The following is a 19,063-nucleotide window of genomic DNA, read 5'->3' on the forward strand; positions in this document are numbered from 1 at the left end:
GGTGTTCATACGGTTCGGCGACATCACATGAACACGCCGAGGAGCCGGTCACCATGCGTCGCAGAGCCACGGGCACCGCCCACCACCGCAGATCCCTCTCCGCCGTCGTCGCGCTGACCGCCGCCGGTCTCGTGCTGACCGGGTGCACCGCAGCCGGGAAGGCGGGCGAGAGCGATTCCGGCGGGGACGCGAAGGACGGGACCGTCAAGGTGGGCCTGGTGTACTCCCGGACCGGGCTCCTCGCGGACTACGGGAAGCAGTACCGCGACGGATTCATGGCGGGCCTGGACCACGCCACGAAGGGCACCCGCGAGGTGGCCGGGCACCGCATCGAGGTCACCGAGCAGGACGACGCGGGCGATCCGGGCAAGGCGGTCTCCGCGGCCAAGAACCTGATCGGCAAGGGCTACAAGGTGCTGGCCGGCACCACCGATTCCGGCGTGGCGCTCCAGATGGCGCCGCTCGCCGCCCAGAACAAGGTGCTGTACATCAGCGGCCCGGCCGCCACCGACGCCGTGACCGGCATCAACGACTACACCTTCCGTTCGGGCCGGCAGTCCTACCAGGACATCCTCACCGCCGGGACGATGCTCGGCGAGGCCAGGGGCAAGAAGGTCACGGTGCTGGCCCAGGACTCCACGTTCGGCCAGGCCAATGTCACCGCTGTGAAGGCCGTCCTCGGTTCCAGGGGTGCGAAGGTCGGCTCCGTACTGGCTCCGCCCAGCGCCACGGACCTGACCCCGTTCGCCCGGCAGGTGAAGGCGGGCGGACCCGATCTGGTCTTCGTCGCCTGGGCCGGCTCGACCGCGCCGGCGCTGTGGACCGCGCTGGACCAGCAGGGCGTGCTGGAGGCGGGCAAGGTCGTCACGGGCCTGGCCGGAACGGCCTCGTACCCGGTCTTCGGCGACGCCGGTTCCAAGGTGTCGTTCCTGGCGCACTACTTCCCCGGCGCGGGCGGTGGCAACGCCGTGGAGAAGTCCATGCTCGACTCGGTCACGAAGGCCGGCGGCACCCCGGACCTGTTCACCCCCGACGGCTTCACCGCCGCGCAGATGGTGGTGCGCGCCATCGGGAAGGGCGGCGCCACCGACACCGCCGCCATGGTGAAGGCCCTGGAGGGCTGGAGCTTCGACGGGGTGAAGGGCAAGGAGCAGGTCCGGGCCCAGGACCACGCCCTGGTGCAGCCGATGTTCGTCGCGAAGCTCAAGGGGACGGGCGCCGGTGCCCGGCCGGAGCTGGTGTCCACCGCGCCGATGGACGAGGTGGCGCCGCCCGCGAAGCCCTCGGCGGGCTGACCGATGGGCGTACCGGACATCACCGCACAGCGCACGGCCGGTCCACGGACCACCGCCCCGGTGCTCCGGCTCACCGGACTCGGCTGGGGCGTCGGCGGCGCGACCATCGTCGAGGATGTCTCACTGAGCGTCCACGAGGGCGAGTTCCTGGCCTTCATCGGCCCCAACGGGGCGGGCAAGACCTCCCTGTTCAACCTGATCAGCGGGCTGACCACGGCCACCTCCGGCACCATCGAGCTGGACGGCACGGACATGACGGCCAGTCCCGCGCACGCACGGGCGCGGCGCGGTATCGGCCGCACGTTCCAGACGTCCAGCCTCTGGCCGGCCATGAGCGTGGCCGATCACGTCCGGCTGGCCGCGCAGGCGGCCCGGGGCGGCTCCTTCCGGCTGTGGCGGCGGGCGTCCGCGTACACCGCCGAGGTGGACGGCGTACTGGAACGCACCGGTCTCGGCCACCGGGCGCGGGCCACGGCGTCCGAGCTGTCGCACGGCGAGAAACGGAAGCTGGAGCTCGCGGTGCTGCTGGTGGGCGAGCCGCGGCTGATGCTGCTCGACGAGCCGATGGCCGGGGTCAGCGCGGAGGAGGTCCCCGCGCTGACCGAACTCATCCGCACCCTGCACCGGGACGAGGGCCGCACCGTCCTGATGGTCGAGCACCACATGGACGTCCTGCTGGGGCTGGCCGACCGGCTCGCCGTGATGCACCACGGGAGGCTGCTGGCGCTGGACACCCCCGAGGCAGTCACCGCCGACCCGACCGTCCAGCAGGCCTATCTCGGGGAGGGGCTGTGACGACCGGAACCCTGCTCGCCGTACGGGACCTGCGGGTCCTGATCGGCGGCCGGCACATCCTGCACGGCGTCGACCTGGACGTCGACCGGCACGGAGTGACCGCGCTCCTCGGCCGGAACGGCGCCGGGAAGACCACGACCGTACGCGGCGTCCTCGGCCTCGTCCCGCGTACCGGCAGCGTACGGCTGGACGGCGAGGAGACCGTGTCGATGCCCACCCACACCGTGGTGCGGCTGGGCATCGGTTACGCCCCCGAGGACCGGGGCGTCTTCGCCTCGCTGACCGTCGCGGAGAATCTGCGCCTGGCCGAGCGGCCCGGCGCGGACGGGCCCGCGTACGCGCTCGTCCATGAACTCTTCCCCGAACTGAAGCGCCGGGAAAGGCAGTTGGCGGGGACGCTGTCCGGCGGGCAGCAGCAGATGGTGGCCATCGGGCGCACCCTGCTCAACGGGAACCGGCTGATCATCGCCGACGAACCCACCAAGGGCCTGGCGCCCAAGGTGGTCACCGAGGTCGCCCAAGTGCTGGAGCGGGCCGCCGAGGCGGTGCCGGTGCTGCTCGTGGAGCAGAACCTCGCCGTCGTGCGGCGCCTGGCCCGGCACTGTGCGGTACTCGCCGACGGCCGGACGGCCCACCAGGGACCGGCCGCCGAGCTGCTGGGCGACGCGGAGACGGCACGGCGGCTGCTGGGTGTCGGACACGGCCCGGCCACCGAAGCACTTTCCGTGGAGGCGGATTCCTGATGTCCACCGTCGTTCTGCTCACCATGACCGGACTCGGTCTGGGAGCCCTCTACTTCCTGATCGCCTCGGGACTCTCACTGATCTTCGGCCTGATGGACGTGCTCAACTTCGCGCACGGGGCACTGCTGTCCATCGGCGCGTACGGCACCTGGTGGGCGGCCTCCGGCCATCTGCCCGGCGCCGGTCCGGGCGGGGCGGGCTTCGCCCTCGCGGTCCTGTTCGGTACGGCGGTGGGCACCGCCGCCGCCGTGCTGCTGGAACTCGCCGTCGTCCGGCCGCTCTACACCCGGCCGCGCGAGCAGGTGCTCGCCACGGTCGGGGTGGGGCTCGCCGTCCCGGCCCTGCTGTCGGGAATCTGGGGCTCGGACGCCCGCACCTTCCCGGGCCCGAAGGCGCTGTCCGGCACCTTCGGCCTGTTCGGCGCCCAGGTGCCGGTCAACCGGCTGGTGCTGGTCGCGGCGGCGGTCGTGGTGCTCGTGGCGCTGCGGCTCTTCCTCGGCCGCACCCGGCACGGTCTGGTGGTACGGGCCGGGGTCGAGGACCGGGCGATGGTCACCGCGCTCGGCATCGACGTGCGGAAGGCGTTCACGCTCGTCTTCGCGATCGGCGGCTGCGTGGCCGCACTCGGCGGGGCGCTCGGCGGCCTGTACTTCGGCTCGGTCGACCCGCGTCAGGGCACCTCGCTGCTGATCTTCGCGTTCGTCGTGGTGGTCACCGGGGGCATGGGATCGGTGAGCGGCGCCGCCGTGGCGTCCGTCGTCATCGGCCTGGTCCAGCAGTTCGCCAACTACTACACCGCAGCGGGCCTCGGCGATCTGGCGGTCGTCGTCCTGCTCGCCGCGCTGCTGCTCGTACGGCCGCGCGGACTGACCGGGAGGCTCGCGTGAGCACCGCCACCGAGACACACCGCCGCACCGGCGAGGAACACACGGCCGCGCAGACCCCCGGGAACACCGCTCGGCTGCTGCGCCGCTGGTGGCCCGCCGCCGCACTGCTGGTCCTGGCCCTCGCCCCCTACAGCGCGCTGCCGCTGCCCGGCCTCCTGGACGGTCCGCTCGGCAGCCCCGGAAGTCTCCAACTGCTCGCCACCTGCCTGCTGTTCGGCGCGCTGGCAACCGGCTACGACCTGCTGCTCGGCCGCACCGGGCTGCTCTCCTTCGGGCATGCGCTCTACTTCGCGGCGGGCAGCTACGCCACGAACATGTTCCTGCTGGAGGCGGGCCTCCCGTTCGCCGTGTCCGCGCTGCTCGGCGTCGGCTGCGGGATCGCGCTCGCGCTGGTCCTGGGGTCGGTGAGCCTGCGGGTCACCGGCATCGGCTTCTCCATGGTGACGCTGGCGTTCGCCCAGGCGGGATCGATCCTGGTCTCCCGCAACCCCGGCGGACTGACCGGCGGCGAGGAGGGCCGGGCCGCCCCCGCCGAACTGCTGCCGTCCGGGTTCGTGGGCATCGAGCACACTGCGAACCTCTACTGGCTGGCGCTCGCCTATCTGGTCCTCACCCTCGCCGTCGTCCACCGGGCGGTCAACTCCCCCACCGGACGCGTCTGGGAGGGCATCAAGGAGAACGAACGCCGGGTGGAGGTGCTGGGGCTGAAGCCGTACGGGTTCAAGCTCACGGCCTTCGTCCTGGCGGGCGCCCTGGCCGCGCTGGGCGGTCTGGTGCACCTGCTGCTCACCGGCGGCTCGACCCCTCAGACGACCACCTCCGACTTCACCCTGTCCCTGCTGGTGATGGTGGTGCTGGGCGGATCCGGCACGCGGTGGGGGCCGATGGCCGGCGGCATCCTCTACACCTGGGCCGATCACCGGCTCGGCGACCTGGCCGGTTCGGGCGCGGTCGCCGATCTGCCCGCGGTGCTGCGGGTGCCGCTCTCCCAGCCGCTGTTCCTGCTCGGTGTGCTGTTCGTGGCCGTGGTACACCTGCTGCCCGGCGGCCTGGCCCGGCTGCCGTCCCGACTGAAGGCGGTACGCCGCAGGTCGGCCGCGACCGGAACACCCACGGACGAGAAGTCCCGGAAGGAGAGCGGACGCCCGTGATCGCTCACGAAGAGGTACGAGTCCCCGTGACCGGCGGCGAGCTGGCGGTGCTCCGATGGCCGGCCCGGGATCCCGGGGCGCCGGTCGTCCTCGCCCTGCACGGCATCACCGCCAACGCGCTGTCCTGGGGGCCGGTGGCCAGGCTGCTGGGCGGACGCGTCACCCTGGTCGCGCCGGATCTGCGCGGCCGGGCCGGGAGTTCGGCGCTGCCGGGTCCGTACGGGATCGCCGCGCACGCCGACGACGCGGCCGCCGTGGCCGCGGCGCTGGCCCCGGGCCGGGTGGTGCTGGCGGGCCATTCGATGGGCGCGTTCGTGGCGGCACTGGCCGCCGTACGGCACCCGGACCGGTTCGGGCCGCTGCTGCTGGTCGACGGCGGCATCGGCTTCCCCGCCCCCACCCACCTCTCCCCGGACGAGCTGATGACCGCCGTGATCGGCCCGGCGATGGACCGGCTGTCGATGACCTTCCCCGACCGGGCGGCGTACCGCTCGTTCTGGCAGGCGCACCCCGCGTTCGCGGACGCCTGGTCGGACGAGGTGGACGCGTACATCCAGCGCGATCTGACCGGGGACGAACCCGCCCTGCGCTCCACCTGCCGGATCGAGGCGGTGCGCACCGACGGCATCGGCCTCTTCGACGAGGAGGTGCTGACGGCGGTACGGAAGCTGCCCGTTCCGGCGACGCTGCTGTGGGCGCAGCGCGGCCTGATGGACGAGGAGCAGGGCCTGTACGACGAGAGCCGGCTGGCGGCGGCGGACCTCGGGGGTACGCGGGTGACACCGGTGGCGGTCCGGGACGTCAACCACTACACGGTGCTGACGGGGGACGCGGGCGGCAAGGAGATCGCGCGCCGCCTGTCGAACCTGGCGGGCGTCTGAGGACAGCCTCCGCCGAGGGCGGCCGGACGGCCTCTACCGTTCCCGGCCGCCCGCCAGCAGATGCAGTCGTAGGGCGAGTTGCAGCTCCAGGGCCCGGCCCGGCTCGTTCCAGTCGCGCCCCAGCAGCACCTGCACCCGGTCCAGCCGCTGCACCACCGTGTTGACGTGCACGTGGAGTTCGTCCTTGGCGCGGACGAGACTGCCCCCGGCCGCGAAGTAGGCGCCTAGGGTGCGCACCAGGTGGGTGCCGCGCTGCGCGTCGTACTCCAGCAGCGGCCCGAGCGTCGCCGAGACGAAGCCGTCGACGTCCTGCGCGTTGCCCAGCACCACGCCCAGGAAGCCGAGTTCCTCGACGCAGGCCCCTTCCCCGGTGCGCCCGAGGACCCGCATCGCGCGCAGACAGCGGGCGGCCTCCCCGTATGCGGCGGCCAGCTCCCGGGCGCCGCGGGCCGGGCCGGTGGCGGCGACGGTGACGGGGGTCTGGGCGAGCTGGCCGAGCTGGGCCGCCGCCGCGCGGGCCGCGTCGCCCGCGGCCGGTCCACAGCCACCGGCCGCCACCAGCAGCACCACGCTCCCGGCGTGCTCCGCGCTCACCCCGTGGATGTCCCCGCCGAACAGATAGCGCACCGCGGCGGGGGCCAGCCGCTCCCGGGTCCCGCCCTCGGCCACCAGCAGCAGATGCGGGCGGTCGAGGTCGATGCCCAGGCGCCGGCCGCGTTCGGCGAGTCCGGCCGGGTCGCGGTCCGCGTCGGTCAGCAGATCGGTGATCAGCTCCCCGCGTATCCGGTTCTCGGTCTCGGCGACGGTGCGCCGCAGCAGCAGAAGCAGTCCGGTGACCACCGAGGCCCGCTCGAACAGCCGCCGGTCGGAGTCGTCGAGCTGTCCGCGCCGGTGCAGGACCAGCCCGGCCAGGAGTTCCCGCCCGGCGAGGACCGCGCAGATCCACCGGCCGTCGCGGTGCACGGCGCGGGCGCCGGTACGGGATTCCTCGGCGGTCTCGGCCAGCCAGCCGGCGTCCATGCTGTCGGCGGCGAAGTCCGTGCCGTCGGGCCGGACGGCCGCCAGGGGCCGGCCGCCCGGGTCGTGGATGGTCAGCGGGGAGTCCAGCAGCCCCGCGACCGCCGCCGCGACATCCTTGACGTCCCGGCCGCGCAGCACCAGGTCGGTCAGCCGGTCGTGGGACTCCTCGGCCCGCCGCATGGCCGCCGAATGCGCCCGTACCGCCGCGTTCGCCTCCGCCAACTCGGCGTTGGCACCGGCCAGTTCGTCCAGCGCGGACCGGGTGTCGGCGAGCGCGCGGGCGGTGTCGATGGCGATCGCGGCATGCGCGGCGAGCGAGCAGAGCAGCGCGACCTCGTCGGGGCTGAAGACACGGGCCGCGCGGTCGGCGGCGAAGAGGACGCCGATGACCTTCCCCGTGCCGCCGCGGCTGGAGCCGAGCAGCAGCGGCACGCCCAGGATGGCGACGAGCCCCTCGTCCAGCACCCCGGCGTTGATGTTGCGGGTGTGGTGGAAGCGGTCGTCGGTGCGGTAGTCGGGGCTCGCGTACGGTCGCGCGGTCTGCGCCACCAGACCGCCCAGCCCGTGGCCGAGCTCCAGCCGCAGCCGCTGGAAGAGCACCGACACCGATCCGTCGGTGACCCGCATGTAGGTGTCCCCCGCCTCCTCGTCGGGGAGGGTGAGATACGCCGTGTCCGTGCCGAGCAGCATCCGGGCCCGGCGGACGATCGCCTTCAGCACCTCGTCCAGGTCGCGGGAGGCGGCCAGGTCGCCCGCGGTGTCGAAGAGCGCGGTGAGCTGGAGCTCGCGGCGACGGTGCTGGCGCAGGGCGCCCCTGATCCGCAGGGCGGTGGCGGTGGCCCGCTCCACCTCCGCCAGATCGCCCGCGGGCACCCCGGCGGCACGCGCCCGGGAGGAGACGGCGCCCAGCGTCTCGGCGGGGGCGTCGTCGGCCAGCAGATCGAGCAGGCGGCGCAGATGGGGCGCGGCGGAGGCGGACGGTTCAGACATGGGCGGCCGGCAATCGTAGGGGGCGGGAGGTCAGTTGGCGGTCCAGCCGCCGTCCATGGAGAGCGAGGTTCCGGTGATGTGCCCGGTACGCGGTCCGCAGAGCCACAGCACGGCCTCGGCGACGTCCTCGGGGTCGATCAGCCGCTTGATCGCGCTGCGTTCCAGCATGACCCGGCCCACCACCTCCTCCTCGGAGATGCCGTGCGTACGGGCCTGGTCCGCGATCTGGTTCTCGACCAGGGGGGTGCGTACGTACCCGGGGCAGACGCAGTTGCTCGTCACCCCGTGTTCCGCCGCTTCGAGCGCGACCACCTTGCTGAGTCCCTCCAGTGCGTGTTTGGCCGTCACATAGGCCGATTTGTAGGGGCTGGCCCGCAGTCCGTGCACGGACGAGATGTTGACCACGCGCCCCCAGCCGCGTTCGTACATGCCCGGAAGGGTCCGGCGCAAGATGCGGAACGGGGTCTCCACCATGACGCGCTGGATCAGCGCGAAGCGGTCCGGCGGGAATGCGTGCACGGGCGCGACGTGCTGGAGCCCGGCGTTGTTGACCACGATGTGCACGTCGGCGGGCAGGGTGTCCACCGCGTCGGGGACGGAGAGATCGACCACCCACGCCGTCCCGCCGATCGCCTCCGCCAGGCTCTTCGCGGCGTCGGCGGCCTTGTCCACCACGTGCACATGGGCGCCGGCCGCCGCCAGGGACTGGGCGCAGGCCCGCCCGATCCCGCTCGCGGCACCGGTCACCAGGGCGGTGCGCCCGGCGAGCGGCGGGTCCGCGGGCGGCGGGACGGTGGGCGGGGCGGCGGGCCCGGGGTCCGGGCGCTGAGGAGTCTCCATGGCCGTCACCGTAAGGAGGCCGGAGCCCACGTCACACGGGGCCGGTGCACACACCGTCGCGCACCGGCATGGTGGTGGCCCACATGGTGCCGGTCCGGCGGCGGGCCGTCAGTGCGCCGCGTCCAGCGCCGCCCGCTGCTCCGCGGTCAGCTCCAGGTCCACCGCGGCCAGGCTCTCGTCCAGCTGCGCCACCGAGGAGGCGCCGACCAGCGGGGCGAACGGGATCTCGCCGCCGATGAGCCGGGCCAGGACCACCTGGTTGCCGGTCGCCCCGGTCTCCTCGGCCACCGCTCGCAGCGCGGCCTGCCGGGCACGGGTGCCCGGGTGGTCGAAGTCCGGGCCCGGCGGCCACGTCCGCGCGGACGTGGCCGCCGGCCAGCAGAGGGGCGAGCAGGCGACCGGCACGAGCGCGGGTTCGGCCCGCAGACAGCCGAGCAGGTGGTCGATGAAGGTGCCGCCCGCCTCCACGTACCGGTCGAGGATCGCGAACGAGGTCGCCTCGTCGGTGAGCGTGCCCATCACCATGGCGCCGAGGCTGAGCACACTCACCTCCCGGCGGGTGGCGGGGTCCGTGCCGATGGTGCGGTAACGCATGGCGGGTCCTCTCCCAGCGGCCCGTCTCCGTGCGGGCGTCGACCGGGAGTCCGCATCTTGGAGTGCGCTCCAGGTCAGGGAGTCCCTGAGGCGCAACGGCGGTGCCGCACACAGCCGGGAGCGGGGAGTGTCCGCCGGGCCCATGGGCGCGTGCGCCCCGGCCCTCTAGCGTCCGCCCCACAGTCGCTGCCCGCGCTGTCCGAAGAGCCGGAACAGCCCAACAGGAGGCACCCGTGCGCCCATCGATCCTGCGACGTCTGCTGCGGCGCGTCGCCTCCACGGCCGCTCTCGCCCTCGTCGCGGCGACGCTGAGCACGGCCGCGGCCGTACAGCCGGCCGCTGCCGCCGGTGGTCTGCAACAGGTCACCGGCTTCGGCTCGAACCCCGGCAACCTCCAGATGTACGAGTACGCCCCCGAGGCCCTGCCCGCGAACGCGCCGCTGGTCATCGCCCTGCACGGCTGCACACAGACCGCGAACGACTACTACACGGCCTCGGGCTGGCCGAAGTACGCCGACCTGTGGGGCTTCGCCGTGGTCTTCCCGCAGACCACGGCCGCCAACAACGCGCTGTCCTGCTTCGGTTGGTTCGATCCGGCCGAGGACAGCAGGGGCAAGGGCGAGGCCGCCTCGATCGTGCAGATGGTGGAGTACGCGAAGCAGCAGTACGGCTCGGACGGCCGCCGGGTGTACGTCACCGGCCTCTCGGCGGGCGGCGGCATGACGGCCGACCTGCTGGCCGCGTACCCGGACGTGTTCGCGGGCGGCTCCGTGGCCTCGGGGCTGCCCGCCCAGTGCGCGACGAGCCAGGCGGGCGCGTCCGGCTGCCAGACCGGGCCGCAGAAGCTGACGCCCGCGCAGTGGGGCGACAAGGTGCGCGGTGCCTATCCCGGGTACTCGGGGCCCTGGCCCCGGGTGGCGATCTGGCAGGGCACCTCCGACTACACCGTGTACCCCGCCAACGCCACGGCCCTGCGCGACCAGTGGACGGACGTCTGGGGCATCGGCCAGACCCCGTCGGCCACGGACAGCCTCCCCGGCAACACGACGCGCAGCGTGTACGACGACGCCTCGGGAAATCCCGCGGTGGTGACGTACTCCGTCGCCGGCATGGGCCACGGTCTGGCCGTGAGCCCCGGTTCGGGCGCCGAGCAGTGCGGGACGACGGCCGCGTACTTCCTGAACGCCATCTGCTCGACGTACCACACCGGCGTCTTCTGGGGCCTGGACCGGGACGTTCCCGGCGGCGGGGAACAGCTTCCCGCCCCGTCCGGCCTGCGGGTCACGGGCGTCACGGCGGACAGTGTCTCGCTGTCCTGGGACGCGGTCGCGGGCGCAGGCTCGTACGCGGTGCACCGCAACGGCACGAAGGTCGCCACGACCGCCGGCACGACGTACACGGACCCGGGTCTCACCGCCGGCACGGCATACCGCTACACGGTGGCGGCGATCGACGGATCGGGCACGCCCGGCACCGCCTCGCCCCAGGTGACGGCGACCACGACCGGCGGCACACCGGCGCGGTGCTTCACGGCGACCAACTACGCGCAGGTGGCGGCGGGCCGGGCCCGTACCGCGGGCGGCTATGTGTACGCCAACGGCTCCGACGAGAACATGGGCCTGTACAACGTCTTCGTCACCCACACCCTGAAGGAGTCGCCGCCCGGGTACTTCGTGATCGCGGACACCGGGTGCACGGCCTGATCGGTGTCCGGCGCGAGGCCCGTCCCGCGCGAGGGCCTGCCCTGCGCGACCAGGTCCTGCGCGGTCAGGTCTTGCGCAGGTCCGGGGCCGGGACGCCGATGAGCGACTGCCGCAGGGCGTCCCACGCGGCGCGCATCGCCCGGGTGAGGGCGGGCGGGTCGCTGCCGACGACCCGGACCCAGGCCCCGCAGTCGTCGGGCAGGGTACTCACTCCGAAGGCCAGGCCGGTCGGCGCGAGCGCCTCGTGGAGCGTGTCGGCGACCCGGGCCGCGGGGGCGAGCGGGGTGACCGCGTACAGGGTGGCCATCAGGTCGTGGTCCGCGAAGACGGCGGGCCCGGTGACCGGGCCGGGTCCGTGCGGATCGAGGCGGACGGTGTCCACGGCCAGGAGCGTCCCGTCAGGGCGCTGGATCTCCAGGTCGCTGAAGAGCATGCGGTAGGCGTGCCGTTCGCCGCGGGCCAGCCGTCCGGCCGCGATCGTCTCGCCGAGCAGCACGGTGGCGGTCGGGTCGACGGTCAGCCGGGTGTGCTGGTAGAAGCGGGCGTCCCGGTAGGGGATCAGGGAGTCCGGCAGGTATTCGACGTAACTCCCTTCGCCGGCCGTGAGGTTGACGACCTGGGTCGCGTGGTCGAACTCCATCCGGTGCACCTTGGTGGCGGCCTGTGTGGTCAGGTGGAGCGAGGTGCCGGGGCCGCAGTCGATGTCGATCCGGTTACGGTCGGCCTGGATGATGCCGCCCCCGGTCGACATCAGATAGGTCACCGGGAGGTCGGGCCGCGCCGGGTCGATGTACAGCGGGCGCATGATCTGCAGCGGTGACTTCTGGTACCGGTCGACGAGCTCGGTCCGCCCGCCCACCCGTACGTAGCGCAGTTCGAGCAGACCGACCTTGCCGGGGCGCCCGGCGGCCAGGGTGTCCGGCGTGCCGGTGAGGTCGAGCATCCGGGCCGGTACCCGACGGGGTTCGTAGTGCGCGGGATCCAGCCGCGCGGGCGCCTCGGTCATGCGGAAGCCGTCTCCTGGGCGGCTTCGTGGGACAGGAGGAAGTCGGCGATGGTGCCGAGGCCCTCTCCGGTGAGCGAGTTGGTCAGCACCACCGGCCGGCCGTCCCGGACGCGGTGGGCGTCCGACTCCATGACACCGAGATCGCACCGCACGTAGGGGGCGATGTCCACCTTGTTGATGACGAGCAGTTCGCACTCGGTGATGCCCGGACCGCGCTTGCGCGGCATCTTGTCGCCCTCGGCGGTGTCCAGCACGAACAGGAACAGGTCGACCAGCGCGGGGCTGAAGGTGAGGGTCAGGTTGTCCCCGCCGCTCTCGAAGAGCAGGGTGTCCACTTCCGGGAAGCGCTCCAGGAGTTCGTCCGCGGCCGCCTGGTTCATCGTCGGGTCGTCACGGACGGCGGTGTGCGGGCAGGCCCCGGTCTCCACGCCGACGATCCGGTCCTCGTCGAGGATTCCGGCCAGGGTGCGGCGCACGTGTGCGGCGTCCTCGGTGGTGAAGATGTCGTTGGTGATGACGGCGGGGGTCCGGCCGCGTTCGATCAGCACCGGGACGAGCGCTTCGATCAGGGCGGTCTTGCCGGAGCCGACCGGTCCGGCGACACCGACGCGCAGTACGCCGTCCTTCGGCCGCCGCATGAGCTCGTCGTGGTCGTGGTGGTGCCTGGCCTGCATGGGGTCGTGCATGGTGATCCTGTCCTGGTGGTGTAGGTGCGGTGGAAGGGGTACGAGGGGCGGGCTAGCTGGCGAACAGCCGTGCCTCGGCGCGCTCGTGGCGGCCGGCCATGACATCCGCCACCGGGACGCAGCCGCCGATGTCGGCCAATTCGCGTGCCAGGGCCGCGTCGGCGGTCTCCTCGATGACCGGGGCGGCCCCGTGCAGCACGACCTGCGCCCGGCGGTGGTCGGTCAGCCGCAGCCGCATGGCGGCCCCCACGAAACTGGCCGCGAAGGCGAACAGTTCGCAGGTGACCGCCTGGCGGACGGGCAGCCCGTTGCCCGCGTGGACGACGGCGGCGACGACCGGCTGGCAGCCGCGTACGGCGCCGTCCCGGTAGAGGACCCGGTACCGCTCGATCTGCGCGGTGCCATACACCTCGCCGGCCAGGTCCAGCAGCTGCCGTCCGGTGCGGACGGCGGCCTGCCGGGCCTCGCGGCCCAGCTTGGTGGCGTGCAGCCGCTGTTCCACGGCCACCACCTGCGCCCAGTCGTCGGCGGTGACCGCACGGTGGGCGAGCGCGAGGGCGGTGGCGTCGGCCGGGCCCACGCTGTGGCGCAGCAGGTCGTGCAGGAGCGCCGGCAGGCCGGACGGGGTGACCGCGCGGGCCTGCTGGAAGCCCTCCAGGCCGTGGGAGAGGGTGTAGTAGCCGCTGGGGAAGGCCGAGTCGGTGAGCTGGAGTCCGGTCAGCAGGGCCGGGATCGGTATCGGGTCGTTCACACCGGGGTTTCCGTTCGGGCGGGTCGTCGGACGACGTCGTGCGTTCGGGCCGTCGTCAGACGATGTAGAAGAGGTGGTTGAGCGGGAGCCGTTCGGCCGGCTCGATGGTGGCGGGCTCTCCGTCGACGGTGACCTTGTACGTCTCCGGGTCCACCTCGATGCGCGGCAGCGCGTCGTTGCGCACCATGTGCTGCTTGCCGATGGTCCGGCAGCGCTGCACGGGTTCGATCCGCCGTTGCAGCCCCAGCTCCTCGGGGACCCCGGCGGCGATGGACGCCTGCGACATGAACGTCACCGAGGTGCGCTGCTTCGCGCGGCCGTGGGTGCCGAACATCGGTCGGTAGTACACCGGTTGCGGCGTCGGCAGGGAGGCGTTGGGGTCGCCCATCAGGGCCCAGTTGACCATGCCGCCCTTGATGATCAGCTTGGGCTTGGCGGCGAAGGAGTGGATCGGCCAGAGCACGATATCGGCGAGCTTGCCGGGCTCCAGGGAGCCGATCACGTCCGCGGCGCCGACCGCCGTCGCGGGGTTGATCGTCAGCTTGGCCAGGTAGCGCAGGACCCGCGCGTTGTCGTTGCGGGAGCTGTCCTCCGCCAGCGGACCGCGCATCTCCTTGCAGTGGTGCGCCGTCTGGAAGGCGCGGACGAAGGACTCGCCGACCCGGCCCATGGCCTGGGAGTCCGAGGAGAAGATGCTGATGACCCCGAGGTCGTGCAGCACGGTCTCGGCCGCGATCGTCTCGGCGCGGACCCGGCTGTCGGCGAACGAGACGTCCTCGGGGATGTCACGGGACAGGTGGTGACAGACCATCACCATGTCCAGCAGCTCGTCCACCGCGTTGACCGTGTACGGCAGGGTCGGGTTGGTGGAGGCCGGCAGTACGTTGGCCTCGCCCGACACCCGGATGATGTCGGGGGCGTGGCCGCCGCCCGCGCCCTCGGTGTGGAAGGTGTGGATGGTCCGGCCGTCGATCGCCGAGAGGGTGTCCTCGTAGAAACCGCCCTCGTTGAGGGTGTCGGTGTGGATGGCCATCTGTACGTCGTACTCGTCGGCGACCCGCAGCGCGGTGTCGATCGAAGCGGGGGTGGCGCCCCAGTCCTCGTGCACCTTCAGCCCGGCGGCCCCCGCCTCGACCTGCTCGCGCAGTGCCTCGGGCAGGCTGCCGTTCCCCTTGCCGAGCAGCCCCACGTTGACCGGCAGGTCCTCCACGGCCTCCAGCATCCGGTGGATGTTCCAGGGGCCGGGGGTGCAGGTGGTGCCGTTGGATCCGTCGGTGGGGCCGGTGCCGCCGCCGAAGAAGGTGGTGATGCCGTTGGACAGGCCCTCCTGGGCCTGCTGGGGCGCGATGAAGTGGATGTGCGTGTCGACGCCCCCGGCGGTGGCGATGAGGTGCTCGCCGGATATCACCTCGGTGCCGGGGCCGATGACGAGCTTGGGATCGACGCCGCTCTGGAGGTGCGGGTTCCCCGCCTTGCCGACGCCGACGATCAGGCCGCCGCGGACCCCGATGTCGCCCTTGACCACGCCGAGGACCGGGTCGAGGACGACGACGTTGGTGATGACGAGGTCCAGGGCGCCCTCGCGGTTGAGCGCGGACGGGTCCTGGGCCATGCCGTCCCGGATGGCCTTGCCGCCGCCGTAGACGGCCTCTTCCCCGTAGGAACCGGCATTGTGGTCGTACTCGACCTCGACGATCAGGTTGGTGTCGGCCAGGTGGAACCGGTCGCCCACGGTGGGACCGAACAGATCCGTGTACTGCTTGCGCGGGATGATCGCCATCAGGCCCGGTCCCCTTCGTTCTCGGTCTCGGTGCTGTCGGCGTCGGAGTGGATGAAGCCGAGTTCCGCGGCGCGGCGGAGCGCGTCGCGCCGGGTGTCCGGGGCGGACAGGCCCCCGTTGACGAGTCCGGCGAAGCCGGTGAGCCGGCCGGTGCCGGCGAAGGCGCACAGCTCCACCTCGCGGGTGTCGCCGGGCTCGAAGCGCACGGCGGTTCCGGAGGGGATGTCCAGGCGCATGCCGTAGGCGGCCTCGCGGTCGAAACGCAGCGCGCGGTTGATCTCGAAGAAGTGGTAGTGGGAACCGATCTGGACGGCACGGTCACCGGTGTTGGCGACGGTGAGCCTGGTCCTGGCCCGGTTGGCGTTGATCTCCACGGGGTCGTCCCCGTAGAGGTAGTGGGCTCCGCCCGACATCTGTGTCTCCTCGGTCTTTCAGGCGCTGATCGGGTCGTGGCAGGTGACCAGCTTCGTCCCGTCGACGAAGGCCGTCTCGACCTGGAGGACGGTGAGCATCTCCCGTACGCCGGGCATCACGTCGTCGCCTGTGACGACCCTGCGGCCCAGCTCCATGCATTCGGCGACGGTGTGGCCGTCGCGGGCGGCCTCCAGGACGGCCTCGGTGATCAGGGCGGCGGCTTCGCTGTAGTTGAGCTTGGTTCCCCGGTCCCGGCGGCGGCGGGCCAGGTCCGCGACCACGTAGACATGGAGTTTGTCGATTTCCCGCGGTGCGAGGTTCATGACGTCACGTCTGCTTTCTCGAAGGTGCTTGTCCGAAGGAGAGCCCGGGGCGGTCCAGCGCCGGACCGGCCGCCAGGAAGAGCCAGGTCGTCACGGTGAACGGCCAGGTGAAGGGGGTTGTGCCGAACGACTGGGCGAAGGCTTCCCAGGCGGCGGCGAAGGGGACCGAGGCGACGGCGGCGAGTACCGCGTAACCGGCGGTCCACGCGGTGAGGGTCAGGAACACGGCGCCCAGCGCGATGGCGCAGAGCACCGCGTTGTAGCCGTACAGCCCGTCGGTGATCGAGGCGGCGGGCAGCCCGGCCGCGCAGGCTGTCACGAGCGCCACGGCGCTGGCCCCCACCGCCGCGAGCGCCACGGTCCGGGAGGCGACAAGGAGCCCGGCGAGCACGATCAGGCCCGCGTACCACGTGTCGAGGAAGAAGATCTGGCCGATGTTGGCGCAGAGCGCCCGCCCCGCTTCGGCGGCCGTCAGCTCAGTGAACCCCGGCACACGCGCGGTCGCGCCGACGGTGACCGGGCCCGTCGACAGGGCGACCGTCAAGGCGCTGACGACCAGACAGTAGGGGGCCGTGAGCACGGGCAGCCCGAGGGGGGTGAGCAGGCGGCCCACCGCCCCGCTCAGCACGGCGCAGACCGCCGCCGCGAGCACGACCAGCACGGCCGTCCGCCACGAGGCGCCGAGCCGGATCACCAGGGCGATGCCGGTCAGGCACCCGCAGTAGCCCTGAAGCCCCTGCTCCACGCCCTTCCGGTCGGCCCCGAGCAGAACCGCCGCCCCGGTGGACGCGACGGTCCCGAGCAGCCCGAACACCCCGAGCCGCCACCCGCCGACGAACAGCGCGACCGCGAACAGCAGCCCGGACCACGGACTGCCGACAAGCACCACCTGCGCGATGCCGCGCAACTGCGCCGCCCCGGTCCGTGGAACCGCCCGGCCCCGGGGAAATACCCGGCCCCGTATCCGCACCGCCTGTTCTGCTGCGGGCACGTCTTCTCCTTTGAGACATGACGAATGAGGGCACACCGAATACATCCACATCGCCACATTCGGGAGATGTGGATCTTGGTCAACAATCCGTTGAGACGGTACGCCCGGCAGCGACACAAAGGCATCGACAAGATGCGACCACGTAGTGCGACACCTCATCAACCCTCAGCGATACCCCCAGCTAAACGCCCCTCCAAGCCGCGCCGACAGTCACCCCAAACCCCCTCCGCGGCGAAATCCTTAGCCAGGTGTTGAACATTCCACATCCACCTTTTGACCGAAAGGCAAGCCCACGAAAGCACCCCGCCCCACACAACCGCATGCTCCATACACGCATAAAATTCAACAAGAAATTAGGTTAAATTCCGGCACAAGGGAGCCGACCCGGCACTCCCCACAGAAAGCCGGCGTACGCTACGCCCCCCTGCGGGGGACAGAGGCCGTGCGTGAGTGGTTCGTGAGTGAATGGGGGCATGCTCCTCGACTTCACCCATGACCACGGCGGCGAACGGCTCAGCGGTGTGTACGGCGGTGAGCCGTCCGGGACCACCGCCGTGTTGCTGCACGGCGCGGGCACCGGCAGCAAGGAGCGACTGCTGCCGCTGGTGCGGGAGTTCGTGGCCCACGGCTGCCGCACGATCGCCTTCGACTTCTCCGGGCACGGCGAAAGCACCGGGAGGCTCGGTGAGCTGAGCCTACGGCGACGGTTCGAGCAGGCCGTGGCGGTGATCGAGGCGTACGCGGGGGCGGACGGGCCGCTGGTCCTGGTGGGGTTCAGCATGAGCGGGCAGACGGTGGCCGATCTCGCCCGGCACTACGGGGACCGCGTGGCGGCGATGGGACTGTGCGCGCCCGCCGTGTACGCCGCCGAGGCGTGGGACGAGCCCTTCGGGGACGGGAACGGCCGGTTCAGCGGAATCATCCGGCGGCCGGACAGCTGGCGGGAGGCACCCGCGCTCGACACGCTGCGGGCGTACGAGAGCCGGGCCGTGCTCGCCGTGCCGGGCACGGACGCGGTGATCCCGCCGGCTGTGGCCGAGGCCGTACAGGAAGCGCTGGCCGCGCGCGCCCAGTACACACGGCTCGACCTGCCGGACGCATCGCACCAACTGGGCTTGTGGCTCGGCGACCACGGCGACGACCGGCGGGAGTTCGTGGCGGCGGTGCTGACCGGGCTCGACAACCGGGGCTGGACGGCGACGCGCGCGTGGGTGGCCAAGCAGATCGGCCCCGGCCGCTCGGTCGCCGACTCCCGTCTCCTGGTCGGCGGCTGGAGCTCCCAGATGCGCCGGCTCACCCTCGACGACGGCACGGACCTGGTGCAACGCACCTTCGTGAAGCCCTTCTTCCGCCACCACGGGCCCGGGCTGCTGAACCGCGAGGCGTCCGTCCTGGCGCTGCTCGCCGAACAGGACTCCATCCCCGCGCCCGGCCTCGTCGCCGTGGACGCCACCACCGAACACTGCGACCACCCGACCCTGTTGATGTCCGCGCTGCCGGGCCGCGTCCGCGTCGACGGGGACGACCTCGACCGGCGCCTGGACCTGCTCGCGGCCCAACTCGTCCGCGTCCACGGCGTCGTACCGGCCGAAAGGCCGCGCCCCTACCAGGCATGGACGTCCGCGGAACGCGTCCACACCCCGGACGGACCCCTGTGGGAGCGGGCCGTGGACGTGATCCGCCGCGACCCGCCGCCGTACGAAGGCCGCTTCCTGCACCGCGACTTCCACCCCGGGAACGTGCTCTTCACGGGAACCGGGCCCGAGCTGCGGATCACCGGTGTCGTGGACTGGGTCGAGACCTCGTGGGGCCCTGCCGACCTGGACGTGGCGCACTGCTCGACCGCGCTCGCCCTGCTGCACGGACCGGCGTACGGGCTGGACTTCCGCGACCGGTACGAGGCACAGGGCGGCCACGGCCTCGCCACCGGCCCCGACCACCTGTACTGGCGGCTGCTCGACGCCCTGCACTACTGCCCCGACGCGGCGAAACTGGCCGGACCGTGGCGCGAGCTGGGGCGGGACGATCTGACGCCCGAGGCACTGGGGGAACGGCTGGAGGCATACGTGGACGGACTGCTGCGCCGGTACGCCTGAGCCGGCGGGAGCACGGCGAAGCCGCACCGCCTCACGCACCGGAGGTCTTGGCGTGGGCCTCGGGCGAGGGCCGCACCTGCGGAGATCCTCAGGGCCTCTTTCCGCATCTCAGCTGAT

18 protein-coding genes are annotated in these 19,063 nt (G+C 72.4%); 8 read left to right on the forward strand and 10 right to left on the reverse strand.

Annotation, left to right across the window (positions count from 1 at the left end; genetic code table 11):
• Positions 1–53: 53 nt before the first annotated feature.
• Genes ACFVX4_RS01905 through ACFVX4_RS01930 form a run of 6 tightly spaced genes read left to right on the forward strand, consistent with a single transcriptional unit; the run spans position 54 to position 5,752 of the window.
• Positions 54–1,295, forward strand: a complete 1,242-nt coding sequence (locus ACFVX4_RS01905) for a substrate-binding domain-containing protein (protein WP_389970936.1) — start codon at positions 54–56, stop codon at positions 1,293–1,295.
• A 3-nt stretch (positions 1,296–1,298) separates the two neighbouring features.
• Entirely contained in the window at positions 1,299–2,090 is a 792-nt protein-coding gene (locus ACFVX4_RS01910; RefSeq protein ID WP_389970939.1) for an ABC transporter ATP-binding protein, read from the forward strand.
• Entirely contained in the window at positions 2,087–2,833 is a 747-nt protein-coding gene (locus ACFVX4_RS01915) for an ABC transporter ATP-binding protein (protein WP_389970942.1), read from the forward strand. The genes ACFVX4_RS01910 and ACFVX4_RS01915 overlap by 4 nt, the downstream gene beginning before the upstream one ends.
• Complete coding sequence (locus ACFVX4_RS01920; RefSeq protein WP_266419790.1) at positions 2,833–3,720, forward strand: branched-chain amino acid ABC transporter permease; 888 nt, start codon at positions 2,833–2,835, stop codon at positions 3,718–3,720. The genes ACFVX4_RS01915 and ACFVX4_RS01920 overlap by 1 nt, the downstream gene beginning before the upstream one ends.
• A complete protein-coding gene (locus ACFVX4_RS01925; RefSeq protein ID WP_389970945.1) occupies positions 3,717–4,871 on the forward strand; it encodes a branched-chain amino acid ABC transporter permease in 1,155 nt (384 codons plus the stop codon). Before ACFVX4_RS01920 ends, ACFVX4_RS01925 begins: the two co-directional genes overlap by 4 nt.
• Positions 4,868–5,752, forward strand: coding sequence for an alpha/beta hydrolase (locus ACFVX4_RS01930; protein ID WP_389970948.1), 885 nt, complete (start codon positions 4,868–4,870; stop codon positions 5,750–5,752). Before ACFVX4_RS01925 ends, ACFVX4_RS01930 begins: the two co-directional genes overlap by 4 nt.
• 33 nt (positions 5,753–5,785) lie before the next feature.
• On the opposite strand, the gene ACFVX4_RS01935 is transcribed toward ACFVX4_RS01930, so the two are convergent.
• The 3 genes from ACFVX4_RS01935 to ACFVX4_RS01945 all read right to left on the reverse strand — a co-directional run bounded on the left by ACFVX4_RS01935 (position 5,786) and on the right by ACFVX4_RS01945 (position 9,196).
• Positions 5,786–7,762: a helix-turn-helix domain-containing protein gene (locus tag ACFVX4_RS01935; protein WP_389970951.1), complete on the reverse strand. Its 1,977-nt coding sequence runs from the start codon at positions 7,760–7,762 to the stop codon at positions 5,786–5,788.
• A 30-nt stretch (positions 7,763–7,792) separates the two neighbouring features.
• Positions 7,793–8,602, reverse strand: a complete 810-nt coding sequence (locus ACFVX4_RS01940; RefSeq protein ID WP_389970954.1) for a 3-hydroxybutyrate dehydrogenase — start codon at positions 8,600–8,602, stop codon at positions 7,793–7,795.
• Positions 8,603–8,710: 108 nt separating this feature from the next.
• Positions 8,711–9,196, reverse strand: coding sequence for an aldo/keto reductase (locus tag ACFVX4_RS01945; RefSeq protein ID WP_389970957.1), 486 nt, complete (start codon positions 9,194–9,196; stop codon positions 8,711–8,713).
• A 233-nt stretch (positions 9,197–9,429) separates the two neighbouring features.
• Here ACFVX4_RS01945 and ACFVX4_RS01950 point away from each other — a divergent pair, with 233 nt between their 5' ends.
• On the forward strand, positions 9,430–10,899 hold the full coding sequence (locus tag ACFVX4_RS01950; RefSeq protein ID WP_389970960.1) for a PHB depolymerase family esterase: 1,470 nt from the start codon (positions 9,430–9,432) through the stop codon (positions 10,897–10,899).
• Between the two features lie 64 nt (positions 10,900–10,963).
• Here the strand turns inward: ACFVX4_RS01950 and ACFVX4_RS01955 are convergent, their stop codons facing one another.
• The 7 genes from ACFVX4_RS01955 to ACFVX4_RS01985 form a co-directional block, all read right to left on the reverse strand.
• Positions 10,964–11,905, reverse strand: coding sequence for an urease accessory protein UreD (locus tag ACFVX4_RS01955; RefSeq protein WP_389970963.1), 942 nt, complete (start codon positions 11,903–11,905; stop codon positions 10,964–10,966).
• Positions 11,902–12,543 (reverse strand): urease accessory protein UreG, encoded by a 642-nt coding sequence (ureG, locus tag ACFVX4_RS01960; RefSeq protein WP_389972058.1) that lies wholly within the window; start codon positions 12,541–12,543, stop codon positions 11,902–11,904. Before ureG ends, ACFVX4_RS01955 begins: the two co-directional genes overlap by 4 nt.
• 100 nt (positions 12,544–12,643) lie before the next feature.
• Entirely contained in the window at positions 12,644–13,342 is a 699-nt protein-coding gene (locus ACFVX4_RS01965; protein WP_389970966.1) for an urease accessory protein UreF, read from the reverse strand.
• Positions 13,343–13,397: 55 nt separating this feature from the next.
• Positions 13,398–15,122: an urease subunit alpha gene (ureC, locus tag ACFVX4_RS01970; RefSeq protein ID WP_389970969.1), complete on the reverse strand. Its 1,725-nt coding sequence runs from the start codon at positions 15,120–15,122 to the stop codon at positions 13,398–13,400.
• Entirely contained in the window at positions 15,122–15,535 is a 414-nt protein-coding gene (locus ACFVX4_RS01975; protein WP_389970972.1) for an urease subunit beta, read from the reverse strand. Before ACFVX4_RS01975 ends, ureC begins: the two co-directional genes overlap by 1 nt.
• Positions 15,536–15,553: 18 nt before the next feature.
• Complete coding sequence (locus ACFVX4_RS01980; RefSeq protein WP_266691068.1) at positions 15,554–15,859, reverse strand: urease subunit gamma; 306 nt, start codon at positions 15,857–15,859, stop codon at positions 15,554–15,556.
• Between the two features lie 4 nt (positions 15,860–15,863).
• Positions 15,864–16,850, reverse strand: a complete 987-nt coding sequence (locus ACFVX4_RS01985) for an urea transporter (RefSeq protein ID WP_389970975.1) — start codon at positions 16,848–16,850, stop codon at positions 15,864–15,866.
• A 473-nt stretch (positions 16,851–17,323) separates the two neighbouring features.
• Here ACFVX4_RS01985 and ACFVX4_RS01990 point away from each other — a divergent pair, with 473 nt between their 5' ends.
• Entirely contained in the window at positions 17,324–18,946 is a 1,623-nt protein-coding gene (locus tag ACFVX4_RS01990) for an alpha/beta fold hydrolase (RefSeq protein WP_389970978.1), read from the forward strand.
• Positions 18,947–19,063 lie beyond the last annotated feature (117 nt).

This window comes from Streptomyces sp. NPDC058240 (genome assembly GCF_042882135.1).
Classification (GTDB): domain Bacteria; phylum Actinomycetota; class Actinomycetes; order Streptomycetales; family Streptomycetaceae; genus Streptomyces.

What these genes read in the sequence shown, in the direction of transcription:
- ACFVX4_RS01905 (WP_389970936.1), top strand. Translation starts at nt 54, where the DNA reads ATGCGTCGCAGAGCCACGGGCACCGCCCACCACCGCAGATCCCTCTCC.
- ACFVX4_RS01910 (WP_389970939.1), top strand. Translation starts at nt 1,299, where the DNA reads ATGGGCGTACCGGACATCACCGCACAGCGCACGGCCGGTCCACGGACC.
- ACFVX4_RS01920 (WP_266419790.1), top strand. Translation starts at nt 2,833, where the DNA reads ATGTCCACCGTCGTTCTGCTCACCATGACCGGACTCGGTCTGGGAGCC.
- ACFVX4_RS01935 (WP_389970951.1), bottom strand. Translation starts at nt 7,762, where the DNA reads ATGTCTGAACCGTCCGCCTCCGCCGCGCCCCATCTGCGCCGCCTGCTC.
- ACFVX4_RS01940 (WP_389970954.1), bottom strand. Translation starts at nt 8,602, where the DNA reads ATGGAGACTCCTCAGCGCCCGGACCCCGGGCCCGCCGCCCCGCCCACC.
- ACFVX4_RS01945 (WP_389970957.1), bottom strand. Translation starts at nt 9,196, where the DNA reads ATGCGTTACCGCACCATCGGCACGGACCCCGCCACCCGCCGGGAGGTG.
- ACFVX4_RS01955 (WP_389970963.1), bottom strand. Translation starts at nt 11,905, where the DNA reads ATGACCGAGGCGCCCGCGCGGCTGGATCCCGCGCACTACGAACCCCGT.
- ureG (WP_389972058.1), bottom strand. Translation starts at nt 12,543, where the DNA reads ATGCGGCGGCCGAAGGACGGCGTACTGCGCGTCGGTGTCGCCGGACCG.
- ureC (WP_389970969.1), bottom strand. Translation starts at nt 15,122, where the DNA reads ATGGCGATCATCCCGCGCAAGCAGTACACGGATCTGTTCGGTCCCACC.
- ACFVX4_RS01975 (WP_389970972.1), bottom strand. Translation starts at nt 15,535, where the DNA reads ATGTCGGGCGGAGCCCACTACCTCTACGGGGACGACCCCGTGGAGATC.
- ACFVX4_RS01980 (WP_266691068.1), bottom strand. Translation starts at nt 15,859, where the DNA reads ATGAACCTCGCACCGCGGGAAATCGACAAACTCCATGTCTACGTGGTC.
- ACFVX4_RS01990 (WP_389970978.1), top strand. Translation starts at nt 17,324, where the DNA reads ATGCTCCTCGACTTCACCCATGACCACGGCGGCGAACGGCTCAGCGGT.